The 20,437-nt window shown below is 54.8% G+C and carries 13 protein-coding genes and 1 pseudogene; 2 read left to right on the plus strand and 12 right to left on the minus strand.

Going from position 1 to position 20,437, the window contains the following annotated elements; all coding sequences use genetic code 11:
* Positions 1-183 precede the first annotated feature (183 nt).
* From PSCS_RS14120 to PSCS_RS14145, 6 genes and pseudogenes are all read right to left on the minus strand, one after another.
* Positions 184-795: pseudogene (locus tag PSCS_RS14120) on the minus strand (MotA/TolQ/ExbB proton channel family protein); the annotation flags it as partial.
* 97 nt (positions 796-892) lie between these two features.
* Positions 893-3,406, minus strand: coding sequence for a DNA internalization-related competence protein ComEC/Rec2 (locus tag PSCS_RS14125; RefSeq protein ID WP_068812843.1), 2,514 nt, complete (start codon positions 3,404-3,406; stop codon positions 893-895).
* Positions 3,407-3,602: 196 nt separating this feature from the next.
* Positions 3,603-4,868: a lipoprotein-releasing ABC transporter permease subunit gene (locus PSCS_RS14130; RefSeq protein ID WP_068813244.1), complete on the minus strand. Its 1,266-nt coding sequence runs from the start codon at positions 4,866-4,868 to the stop codon at positions 3,603-3,605.
* Between the two features lie 4 nt (positions 4,869-4,872).
* Positions 4,873-5,604 (minus strand): lipoprotein-releasing ABC transporter ATP-binding protein LolD, encoded by a 732-nt coding sequence (gene lolD, locus PSCS_RS14135; RefSeq protein ID WP_068812845.1) that lies wholly within the window; start codon positions 5,602-5,604, stop codon positions 4,873-4,875.
* A gap of 44 nt (positions 5,605-5,648) precedes the next feature.
* On the minus strand, positions 5,649-6,887 hold the full coding sequence (locus PSCS_RS14140) for an FtsX-like permease family protein (RefSeq protein ID WP_068812846.1): 1,239 nt from the start codon (positions 6,885-6,887) through the stop codon (positions 5,649-5,651).
* Complete coding sequence (locus PSCS_RS14145) at positions 6,880-7,758, minus strand: serine integrase family protein (protein WP_068812848.1); 879 nt, start codon at positions 7,756-7,758, stop codon at positions 6,880-6,882. Before PSCS_RS14145 ends, PSCS_RS14140 begins: the two co-directional genes overlap by 8 nt.
* Before the next feature lie 993 nt (positions 7,759-8,751).
* Here PSCS_RS14145 and PSCS_RS14150 point away from each other — a divergent pair.
* Complete coding sequence (locus PSCS_RS14150) at positions 8,752-12,138, plus strand: Rne/Rng family ribonuclease (protein ID WP_068812849.1); 3,387 nt, start codon at positions 8,752-8,754, stop codon at positions 12,136-12,138.
* 350 nt (positions 12,139-12,488) lie between these two features.
* Here the strand turns inward: PSCS_RS14150 and PSCS_RS14155 are convergent, their stop codons facing one another.
* The 5 genes from PSCS_RS14155 to nagZ all read right to left on the minus strand — a co-directional run bounded on the left by PSCS_RS14155 (position 12,489) and on the right by nagZ (position 16,725).
* Entirely contained in the window at positions 12,489-13,418 is a 930-nt protein-coding gene (locus tag PSCS_RS14155) for an electron transfer flavoprotein subunit alpha/FixB family protein (protein ID WP_068812851.1), read from the minus strand.
* 11 nt (positions 13,419-13,429) lie between these two features.
* The gene (locus PSCS_RS14160) at positions 13,430-14,179 is read right to left on the minus strand and encodes an electron transfer flavoprotein subunit beta/FixA family protein (protein WP_068812853.1); all 750 of its coding nucleotides are present in this window, start codon (positions 14,177-14,179) and stop codon (positions 13,430-13,432) included.
* 113 nt (positions 14,180-14,292) lie between these two features.
* Positions 14,293-14,883: a DUF1285 domain-containing protein gene (locus PSCS_RS14165; protein ID WP_068812855.1), complete on the minus strand. Its 591-nt coding sequence runs from the start codon at positions 14,881-14,883 to the stop codon at positions 14,293-14,295.
* A 28-nt stretch (positions 14,884-14,911) separates the two neighbouring features.
* The gene (locus PSCS_RS14170) at positions 14,912-15,586 is read right to left on the minus strand and encodes a hypoxanthine-guanine phosphoribosyltransferase (protein ID WP_082866746.1); all 675 of its coding nucleotides are present in this window, start codon (positions 15,584-15,586) and stop codon (positions 14,912-14,914) included.
* A 110-nt stretch (positions 15,587-15,696) separates the two neighbouring features.
* A complete protein-coding gene (gene nagZ / locus PSCS_RS14175) occupies positions 15,697-16,725 on the minus strand; it encodes a beta-N-acetylhexosaminidase (protein ID WP_068812857.1) in 1,029 nt (342 codons plus the stop codon).
* Between the two features lie 173 nt (positions 16,726-16,898).
* Between nagZ and lexA the strand changes: the two genes are divergently transcribed.
* Positions 16,899-17,513, plus strand: coding sequence for a transcriptional repressor LexA (lexA, locus tag PSCS_RS14180; RefSeq protein ID WP_068812859.1), 615 nt, complete (start codon positions 16,899-16,901; stop codon positions 17,511-17,513).
* A 119-nt stretch (positions 17,514-17,632) separates the two neighbouring features.
* On the opposite strand, the gene topA is transcribed toward lexA, so the two are convergent.
* The gene (topA, locus tag PSCS_RS14185) at positions 17,633-20,317 is read right to left on the minus strand and encodes a type I DNA topoisomerase (protein ID WP_068813248.1); all 2,685 of its coding nucleotides are present in this window, start codon (positions 20,315-20,317) and stop codon (positions 17,633-17,635) included.
* Positions 20,318-20,437 lie beyond the last annotated feature (120 nt).

Genomic DNA, 20,437 nt, shown 5'->3' on the forward strand with positions numbered 1-20,437 from the left:
ATCGCTGGCGACACTTTTATCGTTGGCGACCCTTTTCTCGTTGGCGACACTGCTATCTTTGGCAGCACTATCATCTTTGCCAGTCCTGTGATCTGCTTTTTTGCCGGGCGCGGCTTCTTTTCCGGCGGGCTGGTTATCTTCAGCAGCATCAGTGCGTGAAGTGCTGACAGCAATATCCTGCCATTCAACGCGCCGGTCACTGAACAGCGCTTCTACCAGTTTGGCGGATTCCTGTTCCAGAGTCAGAACCAGTGAATCAACCGTGCGGACAAAATACCGGTGGAATGCATAAGACGGAATCGCTACGGTCAGGCCGGCAGCGGTGGTGATCAGTGCCTCGGAGATGCCTCCGGCCAGCGCATTGGCATTGCCCGTACCTTGAATCATGATCTCGGTAAATACCCGGATCATGCCAATAACCGTACCGAGCAGGCCCAGTAACGGCGTGATGGCTGCAATAGTGCCTAATGTACTGAGATAACGTTCAAGATCATGAATAACAACCGCGGCATTCTGCTCGATGGCATCTGACATGGCCTGACGTCCCTGGCGGGCATTGAGCAAGCCAGCGGCCAGCACCTGACCTAATGGTGAGGCCAAACGCAACTCACGTAGTTTGGCGGCATCCAGCTCACTGTTTTTTATCCAGGTCCAAACCTGCCCCACGGTGGCTTTAGGTGCAATCCTGCGCTGGTTAAGAGACCAGAATCGCTCAATGACAATGGCGATTGCGACAATCGAACAAATGATAATTGGCAGCATCAACCAGCCACCAGCCAGAACTATTTCTACCACAACGTGAGCCTCCCGCGGATTCGGGGCTTACTTTAACATAACCACCCCCCAAGGTATAAGCTGCAACAGCCTGTCCGGCATGCATTCAGAGCTGCATTCAAGGCAATGGTGGCGCTCGCCAGAAACGCGCCTGCTGTTGCCGATACTCCCGCCACAGGTGCTGTTTTTGGGCTTTATTACCGCCCTCAGCGCCAGTGGCTGACATAAGGTACTGTAACGCACCGGATTCAGCCGTATTCATCAAACAGATACCGCGCCCCTGCGTTCTTTGTATGACATCTGGATGAGGATGGTTAAAGCGATTGTAAGCGCCAGCCGATATCAGCATGCATTGCGGATCCACCGCATCCAGAAACTGTCCTGTTGAAGAAGTATTGCTGCCATGATGGGGCGCGACCAGCCAGGTGGCGTTAAGCCTTTGGGGTGACTGGGACAACAGATGATGTTCCACTGCGGCTTCTATGTCACCCGTCAGCAACAGTGACTCTCGCCCGTTACTGACCCGCAGCACACAAGAAGTATTATTCACCTTGCCACTGATCCGCTCCTGACCAGATTGGGAAGGTGATGGGTGCAGAAATTCAAAGGTGACACTATCAAAGCGCCAGCCGGACCCGCCCTGGCAGGGTAACCAGTGCCGGGGTTCTCCGTATTGCGCTGGCAACTGCCCACCGAAATGCACCGTATCTATCGGCAATTGCGCCAGCAGCCCCGGTATGGCGCCAGCATGATCGTCGTGCCAATGGCTGACAATGACGGCATCCAGGCGATCGACACCATGCCTTGCCAGTACCGGCAAAATACCCAGCGCAGCACGCTGTCCCTCTCCCCGCGGCGGTCCGGTATCGAACAGCACCTGATGCTGAGCTGTTCGCAACAGTACGGACAATCCTTGTCCGACATCAATCACCGTCACGGCAACCTCGCCGGCATTCAGTCCAGAACGGGGTGGAGCGGGCCAGATTAAGGGGAAAAACAATAATGTCGCCGGCAGTCGTGGCAACATGCCCCGGGGTAGCAGAAGCGCCAGACTGCCTATCGCAGCCAGCATCCAGGCTACGACTCCAAGGGATGCACGATATCCACCCTGCCCCACTTCTCCCAGGGAAGAAGCCGTGGATGCCATCCATGTCAGCCATCCCAGCAACAGCTCTATACCCAGGTCGGCAACAAACCAGCATGCTGCTCCCAGCACAGACGAAATGGTACCCAGTGCAGCCCCCGTTAATGCCATGGGGACAATCAAAAACCCCATTAACGGAACGGCGACCAGGTTGCTCAGTGGCGATATCACTGAAAAAGCGCCCGGCCCCGCCAACAGCGGCACCAGCAAAGCAATGCTGACCACCATCTGCGGCCGCAACAGGTACCAGCTGCAGTAGGATACCCAACAGCGCCACTGCACACAGGCAATACGCAGCCCCTGCCAGCGCGGGTTGCGGCGGTGATAACCGGTCATTGCCAGCAACAGGCCAGCGACGGCCACAAATGACATCCAGAACCCTGCCTGCCATATCGCCAGCGGATTCAGCATCAGCACCAGCGTTGCTGCCAGTACCAGCGATTGCGAACTACGCAAGCGATACCGGCTACTGCGCCCGAGTAATAAAACCAGTATCATCACCACAGCCCGTTGCGTAGGCAATGAAAAGCCGGCCAGCATGCTGTAGAACAACGCCGAAAATATTGCCCCAATAGCAGCCAGTCGCTGAGCGGGTTGCCAGAAAAGCAGACGGGGCCAGCAATAAGGGATAAAGCGAAGTATCAGTCGGCACAGCAGGTAACTGAAAGTTGCAATCAGACCAATATGCAAGCCCGATACCACCAGCAAATGTGTGGTGCCGGTGTGGGCCAGTAAATCCCAGGTTGCATCGCTTAAGCCATGATCCGAACCAATGATCAAGGCGGTTAAAATGTCTGTGTGTTGTCGTTTTTCGCCCTGCCGCAAACGGTCTGCGATACCCACTCGCCAGCGCAGAAGCCGGGAAGCGCTGTCATCCAGCAGACCTGATGCATACTCAACCGGCTGATTGAAACCGGTATCCCGGACATAGCCCTGGGTGGTAATACCCCGGGCAAACCGTCGTTGTTCCAGATCAAAACCACCAGGGTTGGCCTGCCCGTGCACAGGCCGGAGCCGGACACGTAATCGCCAGCGTTCTCCGGGCAATATCGCCAGCATGCTGTAGTCACGCAGCTCGATGGTTGTGCCGGAAAACTGTGCTGACTGCCAGTCACAGTTTTCCGGCAGCAGTCGTAAACAGGCCCGATCCACTTTCAGCGTAAATCGCTGGCCACGCAAGGCTGGTTCAATCAGCGAACTCACTTGCCCGCGCACCCAGATATCCTGGCGAACCCAGGCATCGGGTAAACGTTGCGCCAACACACCTGCGGCCCAGTCCAGCGCCCAGCAATGACCGGCCAGCATGGCGAAAAGCAGCGCCAGCCAGCGCCATTTCACGCTCAGCAAAGCGCCACTGGCGATGGTGAGGCAAATGGCAAAGATGACACCAGGCAGAGCCAGTGCAGCCACTGTATCAGGAATGTCCCGCCACAATGCGACCAGTGCCATACCCAGACAGACACTGAGTAACAGCATAACCAGACGCATGGCCCTGCCACCCTTTTACTCGTTGCTTTTCACCCGTTCCCTTGCCCGACTCCTTAAGCGTTCCCGCCGAAACGCCAGGGCAAACTGACTCATCACTAAAGGTATAGCAGAGAGCTGATGGGCTGTGCCCAAAGTTCTGTGACATTACACACGCCCGCATGCTCCACTAGTCGTGACGAAATTAGCGGTGACGGAATTAGTCGTGCCGCAAGGCCTCGGCGGCATGCACCCCGGCAGCGCGACGGGCAGGATAAAGGCTGGCAAGCAGGCAAAGTACTATGACACCGCCACTGACCATCAGCATGTCTTGCCAGCGCAGCTCAGAGGGGAGAAAGTCGATGGGATAAACATCTGCACTGAGTAATTGACTGCCGGTCAGCCCTTCAATCCACTGAAACAGGTCACTGACAGTCAGTGACAGCAGCACCCCCGCCAGCATTCCCAGCAAGGTGCCAAACAGACCAATCAGGCAGCCCTGCCAGACAAAAATACGCGCAATCAACCCGGGACCGGCACCCATGGTGCGCAGGATAGCGATATCGGCATGCTTATCCCTGACAATCATGACCAGGCTGACCACCAGGTTAAACGCAGCCACGGCTACCAGCAGCCAAAGCAAAAAACCCACCACGCTGCGCGAAAGACGGATATTGTCATAAATAGCGCCAAACCATTGCGTCCAGGTATCGAGAAAATAGCCGCCCGGCAATTGTTCAGCGACCTGTGGACGCCATCGTGATACTGCCAGCAGATCATCTGTGCGCAGCCGCAAACCATTGTAACGGCCCGGCTCGCGATACAGCGCCTGCGCATCCGGCAAAGCAATCAGCACCATGCGCTCATCCAGTTCCTGCGTACCCACCCGGTAAATACCACCGACTTTGAAACGGCGTTGCACGGGTAACGGAGCCACGGGATTGATAGACACATCCAGCGAATACAGGGTAACCAGATCCCCCATGCCGACATTGAGCTGATTAGCCAGAGATTGGCCAAGCACGATATTAAAGCGGCTATCGGAGAGGGCGGACATGGAACCGGTCACCATAAAATCAGCCAGCCGTGACATTTGCTGCTCGCGCTCCGGGTCGATGCCATTGACCTGGATGCCTCGGCTGACCTCACCGGCCGCTGCCACTCCGTTGGTCTGCAACACCGGTGAGGTGGCGATAACGCTGGGCAAGGCCAGTAACGCCTGATCAACTGCCTGCCACTGCTCAGCAGAAGTCGCCTCGGGAGTACTGACCGCCGCGTGTGGCAGAACGCCGAGCACGTTCTCCCGAACTTCCTTGTCAAAGCCATTCATGACCGAAAGCACTGTGATCAGAATCGCAACGCTGAGTGACAGCCCGATCATGGTCAGCATCGACATAAAGCCAACGAGTTGGCTACGGCGCCCGACACTGACGTAGCGCCGGGCAATACGCCAGGACAACCCTCGTGTTGCGGTCGATTGCGTCATCTGATCAGCCCCGCTCCGCCAACGCATCATCCGGTGATTTTTCCGTCAATCGACCGCCGACCAGCATGTACTGCCGATCCTGTATTGAGGCCAGGTGATCATCATGGGTCACCACCACAAAGCTGGTTTGCAGGCGCTCATTCAATTCACGCATCAGGCCATGAATACTCTCTGCCGTGCGCCGATCCAGGTTGCCGGTCGGCTCGTCCATCAACACACAACGAGGTTCCCCGACCAGTGCACGGGCAATAGCAACACGCTGACGCTCACCCCCGGACAGCTCTGATGGTTTATGTTCAAGACGGTGACCCAGCCCGGTTTGCTCAAGCAACTTTTTAGCCTGGGCACGGGCATCTTCTGTGCTGCAACCACGGATCAGTAAGGGCATCGCCACATTTTCCAACGCAGTAAACTCACCCAGCAGATGGTGAAACTGATAGACAAACCCAAGTTCCCGGTTACGTAACTGGCCCAGTTCAGCTTCCTTGAGTTGACCGAGCACTTTGCCGGCAACATGCACTTCACCGCCACTGGGCTGATCCAGGCCGCCCAGCATATTCAGCAAGGTGGTCTTGCCTGAACCCGAGGCACCAACAATGGCAACACACTCCCCGGCCGAGACGGACAGGTTAATATCGGTCAGCACATCAACTTCCTGCGGCCCTTGCGTATAGGATTTGCGCAAGTGGCAGCAGGCAATAACCGGTGCCTGCCCGGCATCAACGTTATGACTCATATCTGGTTTTCCTGTTGTTGCAAGTGTATTGCCCGTGTTGCCGCCTATTCATAACGCAGCACATCAGCTGGTTGCACGCGCGAAGCACGCCATGCCGGATAAATCGTCGCCAGTAAGCTGATCAGCACCGAGCAAAGTGCGATGACGCCGACATCGGACCAGTTTAATTCGGCATTGAGGTGGGCAATCATATAAACCTCTCCGGGGGCGAGCAAATTGTTCAACCAGCCTTCGAACCAGCGCGTCAGATCACCCAGGTACTGGCTAAGAACAACGCCACCAACCACCCCCAGCACCGTCCCCATGATTCCGGCCGCCAGCCCTTGCACCATAAACACCGACATGATGGCCCGGCGGCTGGCTCCCATGGTTCTGAGAATGGCAATATCGGCCTGTTTGTCGGCAACCGTCATAACCAGTGTGGCAACGATATTCACAGCGCCGATGATGACAATCATCAGCAACATAAACCCGGTCATGATTTTTTCCAGGCGCAAGGCATCGAACAGGTTACGGCGACTTTGTTCCCAGCTGTCTAGCTGGTAGTTGGCTGGCGGCAACGATGACAGTGCTCGCCGGGAAATGGCTTCAGCACTGAAGACATCATCGACTCTGAACCGAAGCTGTAACGGCGATTGCTGCTCACCATAAAGTTCCCGTGCGGCATCCAGATTGACCAGTGCAGTGGAACCGCTGTCATAGAAACCAAAATCAGCAATACCCAGCACCTGGAAGCTGCGGGCTCCATTTAGCTGCCCTGCCAGCAGGTCAGACAACGGGGTGACTGACAGCTGTTCATCATTGAAGATACCGAGGCGCGAAGCGAGCCGGCTACCCAGGATGATGCCATCGGTCTGAATCGCCAGACGCTCCAGCAAGCTGTTGAGGTGCGGGTTGGGTTCAGGCTGAACATCGGGCTCATCCAGCGCTGACACCCCTCGCACGGCGGCGAACTGGCCTTGCCCGTCAAAGCGCAGCCAGGACTCTCCTTCAATGAAGGGCGCCACTGCAGTAATACCGTCAGCATTTTCCAGACCGGCACTGCCTTCCTGCCAGCTCAATCCGTTATCTGGCCAATGAATACTGGCATGAGGTACCGCTTTCAGCGTCTCGTCCCGCATCGTACTGGTGGAGGCATTAATCACCGACAGTACGGCGATCAAGGCCAGTACCCCCAGGGCAATACCCAACATGGAAATGACCGACACAAAGGACAGCAGATGGCTTTTCTTGCGCGCTCTGACAAAGCGCAGTCCCACGAACAGCGTTAACGGCCTATACATTCGACTCCCCGGAACGCTTCAGGATGCGCTGGACGGTTTTGAAACTGACAGGTGCCACCGGGGTACTGACCTGACGTGCGATATCGCGCAGGGAGTAGCCGCGTTGGCGCAATTGGTGAATCTGCCGCAAGACCTTCTGCTCTAACGGGTTTTCAATCAGTTTTCCGTTGCTATGCACCATGTAGCCAAAAGGTTTGCTGCCACCCAGAAAACGGCCTTTTTGCCGCTGTTTCTGCTTGACCCGCTTCATCCGCTCGGCACCACGGCGCACTTCCAGCGCCAGCATTTCCCTGAGTATATAATCGAAATCCACTTTGGTCCGGGTAAAGGTGCGGGTCTGACTGATCTCGGCGTTCAGGGCAACCACATGCAATGTCATGTCCCTGTCTCGCATCCAGGCCAGGGTCAGGTCCAGGTCCCGGGCTGAATTGAACATGCGCTGCAAGGAATAAATGACAATATCGCTGCTCACCGGTGGCACCCACACGGGTTTTCCTGCCAGGATATTTTCACCAGGGCGCTGTTTGCCTGGGTTCTGGTCGTCTGGATTGTGGTCGACTGAATTGTGGTCGACTGAATTGTGGTCGACTGGGTTCTGGTTAGCACGGCTTTCTTCATCGCCTTCCGGTTCGTCCAGGCGATCAGAAAATCCGCTGCGCCAGTCTGCCGACTTCTCCACCTGCCATTGGGGACTGCCCCACCCCTGATCGGTGCAATAACGAACGACAGCTGCCGACTCTCTATCAAGCACGCTATCAAGCACTGTGGCTGTCAGCAGATTTCCCTGGCTGTTATCCGAGCCATTAATACCGGCCTGGCCAGATGCACTGAACTCACTGTGAGAATGACGACTGTAGGCGAAGGGAAGCATGGCAGGATTCTAGTCGAGCCGTTGCCCGAAGACAAACACAGTGACACAGCAATTACCTGCTCGCGACAGACCAGCATTAACTATGCGGACAGTCGCAAGCTGTCACAATGAATTCATTGATTACTGTCATTCATGCTGATATAGTCGCGTAGCTGCTTGTCAGGTCTAAATTTAGCAGCAAGACAATGGTATAAAGATATTTAAATTCCAGGGTCACGACAGCATCAAACACTGCTGTCAGTTCGGCCACCTGACGCCGGCGCCCCGACAACAAGATTAGTACAGAAGATTGATTAAAGATTGATCAAAGAGAGGGGACTCCCAGGCTGATACAGCCAGGATGCCCCAAATAACAATGCAGGATCAGCCCGCCGACGCCGTCGGCATGCAGGTCCGGAAAGCGACAACAAAGTCTCAGACAGTGACATTGACTCTGCCTGCTGGTATGAAAGTAACCTGACATTTGCGAGATTATTTACGAAATTAGTTGCGCAATGCCAGCCGATAGTCACACATACCAGCCGCCGTGGGTTTGGCCCCGGCAGGAAAACGAATTTAAGACATGACTGCCTTACCGGCAGCCATGCAGCAAGACGACAAGATTTGCCCGATCCGCCCCTGACAGCAGGAAACATACTCCTTGCCATAAGGCGCCGAAACCGCAAATCACTCCGTAGCCAATGTCAGCCCTGCCTGCCGCGAACACAGACGGCAAGATAACTGACCTGCGGGGACCGTCTGCTAGGTAGTAGGAATACGGACTGATGGCGGGAAGAGTACCCAGCCTTTATATTTACTGTAACGTATTGATATTAATATCATAAGCGAAAAGTAGAAACGGGAAATCAAGGTCAGCAATCACCTTTGGCCACTCCCTCCACAAGTCCCATATCCACCTGTTCGTCCTGCCCCGGTACCACCATAGCACTTTGTTGCTCCGCCTTTCTGCACCTGCTTTATTTCTGATCCCAGTGACAGAGAAGCGAATAAACTATGAAGCGAATGCTAATCAATGCAACTCAGGAAGAAGAGTTGCGCGTAGCGCTGGTCGATGGCCAGAAATTGTATGACCTCGATATCGAAAATCGTACCCGGGTCCAGAAAAAAGCCAGTATCTTCAAGGGTCGCGTAACCCGCGTTGAACCCAGCCTGGAAGCGGCTTTTGTTGATTTCGGCGCCGAGCGCCATGGCTTCCTGCCCCTGAAAGAAATCGCCCCGGAGTACCTCAAGAAATCATCTGACGGTGGCCGCAGTATCAAAGAGCTCGTGGCTGAAGGCACTGAGGTCATCATTCAGGTCGAAAAGGAAGAGCGCGGCAACAAAGGCGCCGCTCTGACGACCTTTATCAGCCTGGCTGGCCGTTACCTGGTACTGATGCCCAACAACCCTCGTGCCGGCGGTATTTCCCGCCGTATTGAGGGCGATGAGCGCTCGGAAATCCGTGAAGCCATCAACTCGCTGACCATCCCTGAGGGCATGGGTATCATTGTTCGCACCGCAGGCGTTGGCAAAAGCCAGGAAGAACTGCAGTGGGACCTCGATTATTTGTTGTCACTGTGGTCTTCCATCACAGAGGCTTCCGAGAAGAAAAAAGCCCCTTTCCTGATTTACCAGGAAAGCAACGTTATCATTCGCTGCATTCGTGACTACCTGCGCCAGGATATTGGTGAAGTGCTGTTTGACACTGTCGACGCCCATGAAGAGGCATTGAACTTTGTACGACAGGTCATGCCGCACTATGAAAACCGCATCAAGCTGTACCAGGACGCCCTGCCGCTGTTCAACCGTTATCAGATTGAAAACCAGATTGAGTCAGCCTTCCAGCGTGAAGTGAAACTGCCTTCCGGTGGCTCCATCGTCATCGACCCAACAGAAGCACTGATTTCCATTGACATCAACTCCTCGCGCGCCACCCGTGGTGCCGACATCGAGGAAACAGCGCTGAACACCAACCTGGAAGCGGCCGACGAAATTGCCCGCCAGTTACGTCTTCGCGACATGGGCGGCCTGGTGGTCATCGACTTTATTGACATGTCAGCGACGCGCAATCAGAAAGAAGTTGAGAATCGCATGCGCCAGGCACTGGAAGCGGATCGCGCCCGGGTTCAGGTCGGTCGCATCTCACGTTTCGGCCTGCTGGAAATGTCGCGTCAGCGCCTGCGTCCGTCACTGGAAGAAACGAACGCCGTGGTCTGCCCGCGCTGTGTCGGCCAGGGTACGATCCGGGATGTAAAATCACTTTGCCTGTCCATCCTGCGCGTACTTCAGGAAGAAGCCAATAAGAAGCGCAGCACGGAAATCCGTGCCGTGGTGCCACTGTCAGTGGCGGCTTACCTGCTTAACGAAAAACGTAATGCACTGGCTGAAATCGAGCAGCAGAGCCGCACACGCCTGCTGATTATCCCGAACCCCTCGCTGGAAACACCTCACTACGAGATCCAGAGCCTGACTGAGCAGGAAGGCGGCCAGGCACTGCCCAGCTACGAAATCAAGACTGAAGATCAGACACCGGAAACGGTTGCTGACATGCAGAAGCCGACGGAGATTCCCAAGGCTGCCGTCCAGGCCCCCAGGCTGCCACAAGCACCTACACCAACAGCACGAGCAACAGAAAGTGTAACTGCGCCACGCCAGGCTGCCCCTCGCAAAGGATTCCTGGGCTCTTTGCTGTCACTGTTCGGCCTGTCATCCGGTGCTGCTAATGACGGCGAAGAAGAAAAGGCGTCAAACGAATCCAGCCAGGACAACAATCGCGGCAACAGAAGCCGTAGCGGCCAGGGCCAGGGCCAGGGCAACCGCAACCGTAACCGCAGCAATAACGGGGAAGGCAATAATCGCAACCGCCAGAACCAGAACCGTAATCGCAAGGACAAAGATAACCGCAGCGACAACGACGGTGAAAACCGCAATCGCGGCGGCAAGGCTGGTCAACGCAACAATAAAGATGATCAGTCTCGCGATACAGACAAGAACGATAATCGCAGCAACGATCGCAATCAGCAGAACGATAAAGACAGTAACGACAATAAAGACAGCGAAGGTCGCAGCAACCGTCGCCGTAACCGTCGTGGTGGCAAGCAAGGCGATGATCGTTATGAAGCCACGCAGGATAACCGCCGTCCGAAAGATGAGCGCAAGCCTCGCAACACCACTAAACGCACACGCGGCCCTCACCCGGATGGCACCGATGCTGACTCAACAACAACAGCCGCGACTGCCGAGGTAGCCACAGAAGCGGCCAAACCGGAAGCACAAACCGCCGCCGCTACTCAGGACTCGAGTCAAACAGTACAGCAAGATGCTCCGGCTGCAGTTAAGAGCCAGGGCGAAACAAAAGCCTCCGATGAGTCCGTGACCAAAGCAGCAACGGATACCGAGAACACATCGGAAACGACTGCTATCGACAACGCCACTGAAAACAGTGCTGACAACAGCGGTGAAGAGAAACCTCGCCGTCGTCGCAGTCGGGGTGGCCGTTCGCGCCGCGGACGCGGCAAAGCAACCGAAACTGATCAGGCAACAGAAGGCAGTGAACAGCAAAACGCTGACGCTCAAACTGACAAACCTGACACGGCCAATAAAGCAGAGACAGCTAACAATGAGACTGGCACCACAGACGCCGGCAGCAAACAGCAATCTGCCCAGGAGCCTGCCCAGGACGAGAACAAGCCAAGGAAGCCCAAGCGCACGCGCAAACCGAAAGCTAAACCGGCTGACGGCTCTGCTGCACCGACTGAAGGCTCTTCTGCCACAACTGACGGCTCTTCTTCAACTGAGGCCTCTTCTTCAGCTGAAAGTTCTTCTCCATCTGAGGGCTCTTCTGCTGACGCAACAGCCGAAGTAAAATCAGAGGCCCGGCCAAGCGCTGCAGAGACTGGATCGAGCGAAGGTGAAGACAAACCCAAGCCCGCGAAGGCGAAAAAGCCTGCCCGAAAAAAGGCTGACAAACCCAAGAAAGCAGACAGCACAGACAAGGCTGATTCCACGGATAAGCCTCAGAAAGCTGACAAAGCCGGGAAACCTGCCAAGGCGGACAAACCAGCTACAACTGAGAGCGCCGCACCTGCATCCGAAGCTAAGCCAAAAGCGGCAGCAGTGACTGACCAGGCGGCTCAGGCGGCACCAGCAAAACCAGAGGCGCCAGCGGCAGCCAGCAAGCCTGACCCGAAACCGGAAGCTGCCGCACCGAAAGCCGACACACCTAAAGCCGACGCCGCCCCTGCGCCGGCATCAGCACCTGCGCCCGCTAAAACTGAAGCGGCAGAAAAGTCTGAACCACGCCCCAGCGGCCGTGCACCGAATGATCCGCGCGAGATCAAACGACGTCGACTTGCTGAAGAAGCCCGCCAGAAAGCCGAAGCTGAAAAAAGCGGCGACTAACGCTTCCTTCAGCCACCAAACGGATCCCGCCTCACAAACCTGAGGCGGGACTACTCCCGCCCAAAGCTTACTACTCCACAGACACAAGCGCTGGGCTTTATAGACCCAATTTTCAGACAATCAGACCACGCCTAGCCCGCAAGGTGTCGTACGAAAAGCGGGCGGACTGTCCGAAGCCGTCAGGCTGAGTTTCCGCCCGCCGTACGACGCCTTGTGGGCTGTGGTCGTCTGTAAATGGGTCTATAAAGCCCAGCGCTTGTGTCGTTTCGTAGCCGAAAAAAAACCCGCTAACCGTTCCCCGGCAGCGGGTTTTTCATATCAGGCACTATGCTGTGCCGATGTCAGGGACTTCACAGCTTTTCAGCCAGCTCCGGCACAGCCTCAAACAGGTCAGCAACCAGTCCGTAATCAGCCACCTGGAAAATCGGCGCTTCTTCGTCCTTGTTGATGGCAACGATCACTTTACTGTCTTTCATACCGGCCAGATGCTGAATCGCACCAGAAATACCGACGGCAATATACAACTCAGGCGCGACAATCTTGCCTGTCTGACCGACCTGCATGTCGTTCGGCACAAAGCCGGCGTCAACTGCTGCACGCGATGCACCGATGGCTGCACCCAGTTTGTCAGCGACTTTTTCCAGCAGCGCGAAGTTCTCGCCGTTCTGCATACCACGACCACCGGAAATCACCACTTTGGCACCGGTCAGCTCAGGACGCTCAGACTGGGTCAGCTCTTCGCTGACAAAGCTGGCGATATCCTGTGTCTTGACCACGTCAATGGCTTCAACCGAGGCAGAACCACCTTCAGCTGCGGCCTCGTCGAATGCCGTTGCACGAACGGTGACCACTTTGACACTGTCACTGGATTGCACAGTCGCCAATGCGTTACCGGCGTAAATCGGACGAACAAAGGTATCGGCTGATTTCACATCAACGATGTCAGAGATTTGCGATACATCCAGCAGCGCAGCGACGCGTGGCATCAGGTTTTTGCCCGTCGTTGTGGCTGCAGCAAAGATGTGAGATGCACTACCGGCAACTTCCACAATCAGTTCTGCCAGGTTTTCCGGCAACTGGTTTGCATAGGCTTCATTGTCAGCCAGCAACACTTTAGAGACACCTGCTACCTTGGCTGCCTGATCTGCTACCGCTGCACAGCCGGAACCGGCAACCAGCACCTGAACGTCATCACCAGCGGCAACCGCGGCAGTGACCGCACTCAGTGTGGCTGGTTTCAGGGCAGCGTTATCGTGTTCTGCGATTACAAAAATACTCATTGCACTACCCCTTAAATGACTTTGGCTTCAGATTTCAGTTTGCTGATCAACTCGTCCACGCTCTCAACCTTGATACCGGCGGAACGTCCGGGAGGTGGCTCGACTGACAGCACTTTCAGACCCGAACTGACATCAACACCCAGCTCATCAGGTGTCAGTGTGTCGATGGTCTTCTTCTTGGCCTTCATGATGTTTGGCAGTGACGCATAGCGCGGCTCATTCAAACGCAGGTCTGTTGTCACAACAGCTGGCAGGTTCAGCTCAACTGTCTGCTCACCGCCGTCAATTTCACGTGTTACCTTGGCTTTGCCATCGGCGATTTCCAGTTTGCAGGCAAACGTGCCCTGAGGCATACCGCTCAGTGCCGCCAGCATCTGACCAGCCTGGTTGTTGTCCGAATCAATAGATTGCTTGCCCAGCAGCACCAGACCCGCTTCTTCTTTCTCAACCAGCTTGTTGAGCAGCTTGGCAACGGCCAATGGCTGCAGCTCTGTATCGGTTTCTACGTGGATACCACGATCGGCACCTAAAGCCAGACAGGTACGAATCTGTTCCTGACAGCTTTTCTCGCCAATGGAGACAACGACGATCTCGTCTGCCTGTCCCTTTTCCTTAAGGCGAACGGCTTCTTCAACCGCGATTTCACAAAACGGATTGACTGCCATCTTGGCATTGGTCAAATCCACACCGCTGTTGTCTGCCTTGACCCGAACTTTTACGTTCGCATCCAGCACACGTTTGATCGCTACCAGAATCTTCATGGATTCTCCATTGTCTTCATTTCAAGAATGATGTGATTTCACTATCGGGAAAGGTCGCCAATAATGCCGTTTTTCGCGCCTCGCGTCAATATTGACCCGGCACACTCACCGTATTACACGGTCCCCAGAACGAATTCGCTACCGCTGCTACTGACCACCAGCTCTGTTTTTATTTGATTGTTATTATTAGCTTTTTTCCCATCATCACGGCTCACCTGATCGGCCACCTCCACCAGAGAATAAAAAACCGAACGGCTGATCAGTGCCCATAATCCATCGCGCACATGCACGGTTGGATGGGGCTGATTATCATCATCCACGGTTACCTCGATCGCATGATTGGCATCTGCCGTGACCGTTTCCCCGGTATTTAACGTAAACGTGATTTGAGATTCTCCGCCGACCTCTTCCACATCCATAAGCTGGGCTACGAAGGGGCAGTCGTCCACCTGAATGCGGACTTTCTCTGCCGGTGTCACCAGGTAGTGATAACCGTCAGGGTCTTTACGCAGTATCGAGGAGAAAAGTCGCACCAGTTGCGGACGACCAATGGGAGAGCCTTCATGGTACCAGCGCCCGTCAGCGGCAATACGCATGTCCATCTCACCACAATAGGGCGGATCCCATTCGTGGACCGGAGCCGGACCTTTAAACTGTCCAATTTGACTGAGAATGTGCTCTGTTCCTGAAGCCTGCTTTGTCATAACTCACACCTCTCGTGTCGGCGAATGTTCAGTCTGCCACAGCAAAAATACCCGGCGCATTGCGCCAGTAACCTTTGTAGTCCATACCATACCCGAACAGGTAACGGTCTTCAGCCACTAACGCCGTGAAGTCAGCCTGCTTGAGCCAGGCGCTCTTGCGGTCGTGCTGCTTGTCGACCAGCACTGCCGTCATCACCTCTTTGGCACCTTCGGCCTGACACCACTCGACCACTGCGGCCAGCGTTTCACCTTCGTCCAGTATGTCATCCAGTATCAGCACGGTTCGCCCTGACAGCGCAGTCGCCGGCAGAGCACGCCAGTGCAGGTCACTGCCACTGAGTTTTTCCCGATAGCGGGTAGCATGCAGGTAATCCAGTTGCAGGGGAAAGCTCAGCTTGGGTGCCAATTGTCCGGTCAGCACCAGTCCGCCGTTCATGACGCAGAGCAAAACCGGATTGCTGTCTGACAACCGGGTAGTGATTTGTTCAGCCACAACAATCAGGGCCTGATCGATTTCTTCAGGGGAAAACAGGCAGTCTGCTGTTGCCATCACCCGCTGCAGTTCCTGCCTGAACGCCTGGGTGAGCCCCTGCCCCGGCGATGGCTGCACGGAGGCTTCCCCCGATGGATCTGAGTCTTGCTGTTCGGGATGCTGCGCGAGTTGCGCTGTGGGATGCTGTTTAAGTCCCTGCTTGTCAGTCATAATGTCCTGCCGGTTCAATACTGCAATTATCTGTTATACCTGATACTTATATGCCTGGTAAATATATACTTCGCAGCTATTTATTTACCCGGATATCCGGATACCCTGCATTACTGCAGGTGATTCATGATGTCGTTACGAATGCTGGCAGCACGATCATTGTTCGCCAATTCTGCCAGTGTGGCATTGTTTTCTCTGGCTCTGCGCATGGCTGGCAAACGATGATTGAGAGGCTGCTGTCTTCGTTCCAGCGCAACAAGGGCTTCTTTGGCTGCTGCGCGATTATTACAGACCAGCACCATATCACAACCTGCATCCAGTGCCATGGCCAGACGATCAGCGACGCTGCCAGCTTGCACAGCCGCTGCCATATCAAGGTCATCACTGAATATGACACCATCAAATTCCAACTCCTTGCGCAACACATTCTGCAGCCAGAAGCGGGAGAAACCGGCGCAATGGGCGTCGGCCTGAACGTATTGGACGTGTGCCGGCATAATGCCATCCAGTAATGGCATGCATTGGCGGAAAGGCTGCAAATCACGCCCACAGATTTCAGTTAAGTCGCGATTATCGACCGGTAGCTCCAGGTGAGAGTCAGCCACAACGGATCCGTGGCCGGGAAAATGCTTGCCAGTCGTTGCCATACCGGCCTCTCGCATGCCGCGCAAAAATGCAGATGCCAGAGTAATGACATCGTCAGGCTCATCATCAAAACCACGGTCGCCAATCACTTCACTGATATCTGAACGCAGATCCAGCACCGGGGCGAAACTGAAATCGATACCGACCGCCAACACCTCCGAAGCCAGCAACCAGCCCAGCTCTCCCGCCAGTTGTGTGGCCAGCGCCGGGTCACGGCGACGCAATTTACCCAACTGATACATAGGAGGAATTCTGGTAAACCCTTCCCGCAGCCGCTGCACACGACCACCCTCCTGATCCACGGCAATCAGCAGCCCCGGACGGATGGTACGCATCCGGGTGGTCAACGCCGCGACCTGATCGGCACTATCAATATTTCGGGAAAAAAGGATGACACCCCCCACCTGCGGGTGAAGCAATAATGAAGTTTCTTCTTCAGTTAGCGAGGTTCCCTGCAAATCCAGCATCAATACGCCCGGGGGTAGTTCACTCATCCTTTTTACTCCATTTGATTTACGACCGGCATGAGGCCTGTCCATACGATGCGGCTCATTATCGCCGAATTAAATCGCAGAAAATATGATTTCGGACAAAAGTGTGAGCACTTTGCAATCGCATCGTTACTGTATATAATCACAGCCTGAATACATAAACAGTGAGACTGTTGATGCAAAATCTGACCGCCAGACAAGCCCAGATTCTTGAATTTATCCGCCAGTACCAGCAGGAGACCGGTTACCCGCCGACACGCTCCGAAATTGCCCGTGAAATGGGGTTCCGCTCCCCCAACGCTGCGGAAGAACACCTGAAAGCGCTGGCCAGAAAGCAGGCCATCGAAATTGTCCCTGGTGCCTCCCGCGGTATCCGCCTGCTGGGCCAGGAAGAGGAAGTGCCGGCTGGCCTGCCGGTTATTGGCCAGGTGGCAGCAGGCAGCCCGATTCTGGCCGAAGAATGCATTGATGAGTACGTCAGTATTCCAGCAGGCATGTTCAACCCCAGCGCTGATTATCTGCTGACCGTCAAAGGTACCAGTATGATTGATGCGGGCATATTCGAGGGGGATTTGCTGGCTGTGCATCGTACTTCCCAGGCACGTAATGGCGATATCATCGTGGCCAGACTGGAAGAGGAAGTGACAGTTAAACGGCTGGAGCAGGCACCGGGCAAACGCCATATCCGCTTGTTGCCGGAAAATGCAGATTACGACCCCATTGAAGTTGATCTGGGGCGCGACGCTTTCACGATTGAAGGTATCAGCGTTGGCGTGATTCGGCGCTGCTAACGCTGCCAGCGTCATCGCCAGCTGCGCCCCGCTTCTCTGCCGGGCACAGCTGCTTAACCGCTATGGTCTGTTGTAAGGACCTTTTGTGAGGGCCTGTTGTTAGGGCCTGTTAACAGCCCCTAACTTTTTGTCTTACGCTTTGTTGTCTTCGCCTTGGTTTTAGCCTTGGCTTTCGTCTTCTTCTGCTCGACCTGCCATTTACCGTGTTCATACAAGGCTTTCCAGCCCGTCGCTTTCTTGTCAATCTCGGTCAGCAGGTAATGCTGCTTGGCCTTGCGACTGAAACGGACGATCGTGGGGTTACCCTCATCATCTTCCAGCGGTGCTGAGAACAGGTAGTGATACTTGCTGTCGATCTCGTTTTTGTGGGGCACTAACTCGGCCAGCAGCGGCGCCCGTGTTTCCCGGTTTTTCGGGAATTTGCTGGCAGCCAGGAACAGCCCGGCCGCGCCATCACGCAACACATAAGTATCGTCCACTTTTTCACATACCAGCTCAGGCATGGGCACCGGATCCATTTTGGGTGGCGCCGGCTCGCCGCTTCTGAGCAGCTTGCGTGTGTTCTTGCACTCTTCAGCTGTACAGCCAAAATACTTGCCAAAGCGACCGTTTTTCAGCTGCATGTCGGCGCCACATTTATCACACTGGATAATGGGACCATCATAACCTTTTATCTTAAAGGTGCCAGCTTCCACTTCAAAGCCGCTGCAGTCCGGGTTGTTACCACAAACATGCAACTTGCGCTTTTCATCGATCAGGTAACTGTCCATGGTCGCGTTACATATCTTGCAACGACGGCTTTCGCGAAGTCGTTTGTTTTCAACTTCTTCAGCCTCTTCCTCACTGTCAGTGCGGATTGCCTCTTCACCCGGTGTCAGGTTAATCGTGCATTTACAGCGCTCTTTTGGCGGCAGCGCATAGCCCGAACATCCCAGGAATACACCGGTAGATGCCGTACGAATCTGCATGGGACGACCACAATCCGGACAGGGAATATCTGTCTCTGTTGGCGAATTTGCACGCATACCTTCATCGGTTGATGAAGAAGCTTTTTCCAGTTGATCGGTGAACCCTTCATAGAATTCATTGAGCAACTGCTTCCATTTCTTTTCACCCGCCGCTACCTGGTCCAGCAGATCTTCCATTTTGGCGGTGAAGTCATAGTCCATCAGGTCTGTGAAGCTTTCCACCAGGCGCTCGGCAACGATGTCGCCCATTTTCTGAGCGTAGAAACGACGGTTCTCAACTTTGACGTAACCACGATCCTGAATGGTGGAAATAATGGCTGCATAGGTAGAAGGACGACCAATGCCCCGCTTTTCCAGTTCCTTGACCAGACTCGCTTCGGTGTATCGCGAGACCGGTTTGGTGAAATGCTGTTTCGGGTCGAGTTTTTTCAGATCAAGCGTCTCACCGGTTTTTACATCCGGCAGTACCGTGTCTTCCTCTTTGGACGGCAACACTTTCAGGTAACCGTCAAACTGCATAATCCGACCCTTGGTGCGCAGTTCAAAATCGCCAGCGGTCACTGTGATGGAAGAACTCAGATAACGCGCTGGTGGCATTTGACAGGCCACAAAATACGCCCAGATCAATGCATACAGCCGCTCCGCATCACGCTCCATACCAACCAGCTGAGTCGGCGACTTGCTGACATCAGTTGGCCGTATCGCTTCGTGAGCTTCCTGCGCACCTTCGCGTGCAGAGTACTGAACCGGTTTCTCGGTCAGGTATTTGGCGCCGAAATTTTCGTCAATGTAATTGCGACACATTTCCAGCGCATCATTACTCAGGTGCGTGGAATCGGTACGCATGTAAGTAATGTAACCCGCTTCATAGAGACGCTGGGCCATCATCATCGTTTTCTTAACACCGAAGCCCAGGCGCGTACTGGCAGCCTGCTGCAAGGTTGAAGTGATCAGCGGCGGCTTTGGCTTGGAACTGGTGGGTTTGTCCTCACGTCCTTTAACCAGTAATGCCTGTGCAGCCAGGGCGTCCTGAGCTGCCTGACAGACGTCCCCGCTACCGGGCCGGAATGCTTTTCCGTCCTGCTTGGTGACTTGCAAGCGCAGCGCTTCGCGCGCTTCGGTCACGGTGTCAGCATACAGTTCCCAGAACTCTTCCGGGATAAAACTGCGAATCTCTCTTTCACGCTCAACAATCAGTCGCAGTGCCACTGACTGAACACGGCCAGCTGACAGGCCACGTGCCACTTTATTCCACAACAGCGGAGAAACCATAAAGCCCACGACCCGGTCGAGGAATCGACGCGCCTGCTGGGCTTCTACATAGCGCATATCCAGCTCTCCCGGTTCGGAGAATGCTTCCTGGATGGCTTTTTTAGTAATTTCGTTAAAGACAACGCGGCGGAACCGCTGGTCATCGCCACCAATTGCCTCTTTCAAATGCCAGGCAATGGCCTCCCCTTCGCGGTCCAAGTCCGTCGCCAGATAAATGGTGTCAGCACTTTTGGCGAGTTTTTTGAGTTCCGCAACGACTTTTTCCTTGCCCGGCAGAATTTCATAACGGGCTTTCCAGTCGTGCTCAGGATCGACGCCCATGCGGGCAACCAGCTGCTGTTTGGCTTTACGAGCCTTGTGAGCCGCTTTCTCCTCCGGATCCATTTTTCGGGTCTTGGCGGCCTCTTTGGCGCGAGTTGCCGGATCCGTGGTACTGCCACTGCCAGATGTCGGCAGATCACGAATATGACCGACACTGGATTTGACGACGAAATCCTGGCCAAGGTATTTGTTGATCGTCTTCGCTTTTGCGGGAGACTCGACGATAACTAGGGATTTGCTCATTAAATTAACTGATTCCTGATGGTTGGCGCCGGATGACAAACCGGTTTTACCGTAAAAGGCCGACATATATATAGATTCCGCCAAAGCGGGTCAAGCCTTGCGTGACGGGCAACAAGCTAC

Origin of the sequence: Pseudohongiella nitratireducens (genome assembly GCF_001642735.1) — a bacterium.
In the GTDB taxonomy this organism is placed as follows: Bacteria; Pseudomonadota; Gammaproteobacteria; order Pseudomonadales; family Pseudohongiellaceae; genus Pseudohongiella; species Pseudohongiella nitratireducens.

What these genes read in the sequence shown, in the direction of transcription:
- PSCS_RS14125 (WP_068812843.1), bottom strand. Translation starts at nt 3,406, where the DNA reads ATGCGTCTGGTTATGCTGTTACTCAGTGTCTGTCTGGGTATGGCACTG.
- PSCS_RS14130 (WP_068813244.1), bottom strand. Translation starts at nt 4,868, where the DNA reads ATGACGCAATCGACCGCAACACGAGGGTTGTCCTGGCGTATTGCCCGG.
- lolD (WP_068812845.1), bottom strand. Translation starts at nt 5,604, where the DNA reads ATGAGTCATAACGTTGATGCCGGGCAGGCACCGGTTATTGCCTGCTGC.
- PSCS_RS14140 (WP_068812846.1), bottom strand. Translation starts at nt 6,887, where the DNA reads ATGTATAGGCCGTTAACGCTGTTCGTGGGACTGCGCTTTGTCAGAGCG.
- PSCS_RS14145 (WP_068812848.1), bottom strand. Translation starts at nt 7,758, where the DNA reads ATGCTTCCCTTCGCCTACAGTCGTCATTCTCACAGTGAGTTCAGTGCA.
- PSCS_RS14150 (WP_068812849.1), top strand. Translation starts at nt 8,752, where the DNA reads ATGAAGCGAATGCTAATCAATGCAACTCAGGAAGAAGAGTTGCGCGTA.
- PSCS_RS14155 (WP_068812851.1), bottom strand. Translation starts at nt 13,418, where the DNA reads ATGAGTATTTTTGTAATCGCAGAACACGATAACGCTGCCCTGAAACCA.
- PSCS_RS14160 (WP_068812853.1), bottom strand. Translation starts at nt 14,179, where the DNA reads ATGAAGATTCTGGTAGCGATCAAACGTGTGCTGGATGCGAACGTAAAA.
- PSCS_RS14165 (WP_068812855.1), bottom strand. Translation starts at nt 14,883, where the DNA reads ATGACAAAGCAGGCTTCAGGAACAGAGCACATTCTCAGTCAAATTGGA.
- PSCS_RS14170 (WP_082866746.1), bottom strand. Translation starts at nt 15,586, where the DNA reads ATGACTGACAAGCAGGGACTTAAACAGCATCCCACAGCGCAACTCGCG.
- nagZ (WP_068812857.1), bottom strand. Translation starts at nt 16,725, where the DNA reads ATGAGTGAACTACCCCCGGGCGTATTGATGCTGGATTTGCAGGGAACC.
- lexA (WP_068812859.1), top strand. Translation starts at nt 16,899, where the DNA reads ATGCAAAATCTGACCGCCAGACAAGCCCAGATTCTTGAATTTATCCGC.
- topA (WP_068813248.1), bottom strand. Translation starts at nt 20,317, where the DNA reads ATGAGCAAATCCCTAGTTATCGTCGAGTCTCCCGCAAAAGCGAAGACG.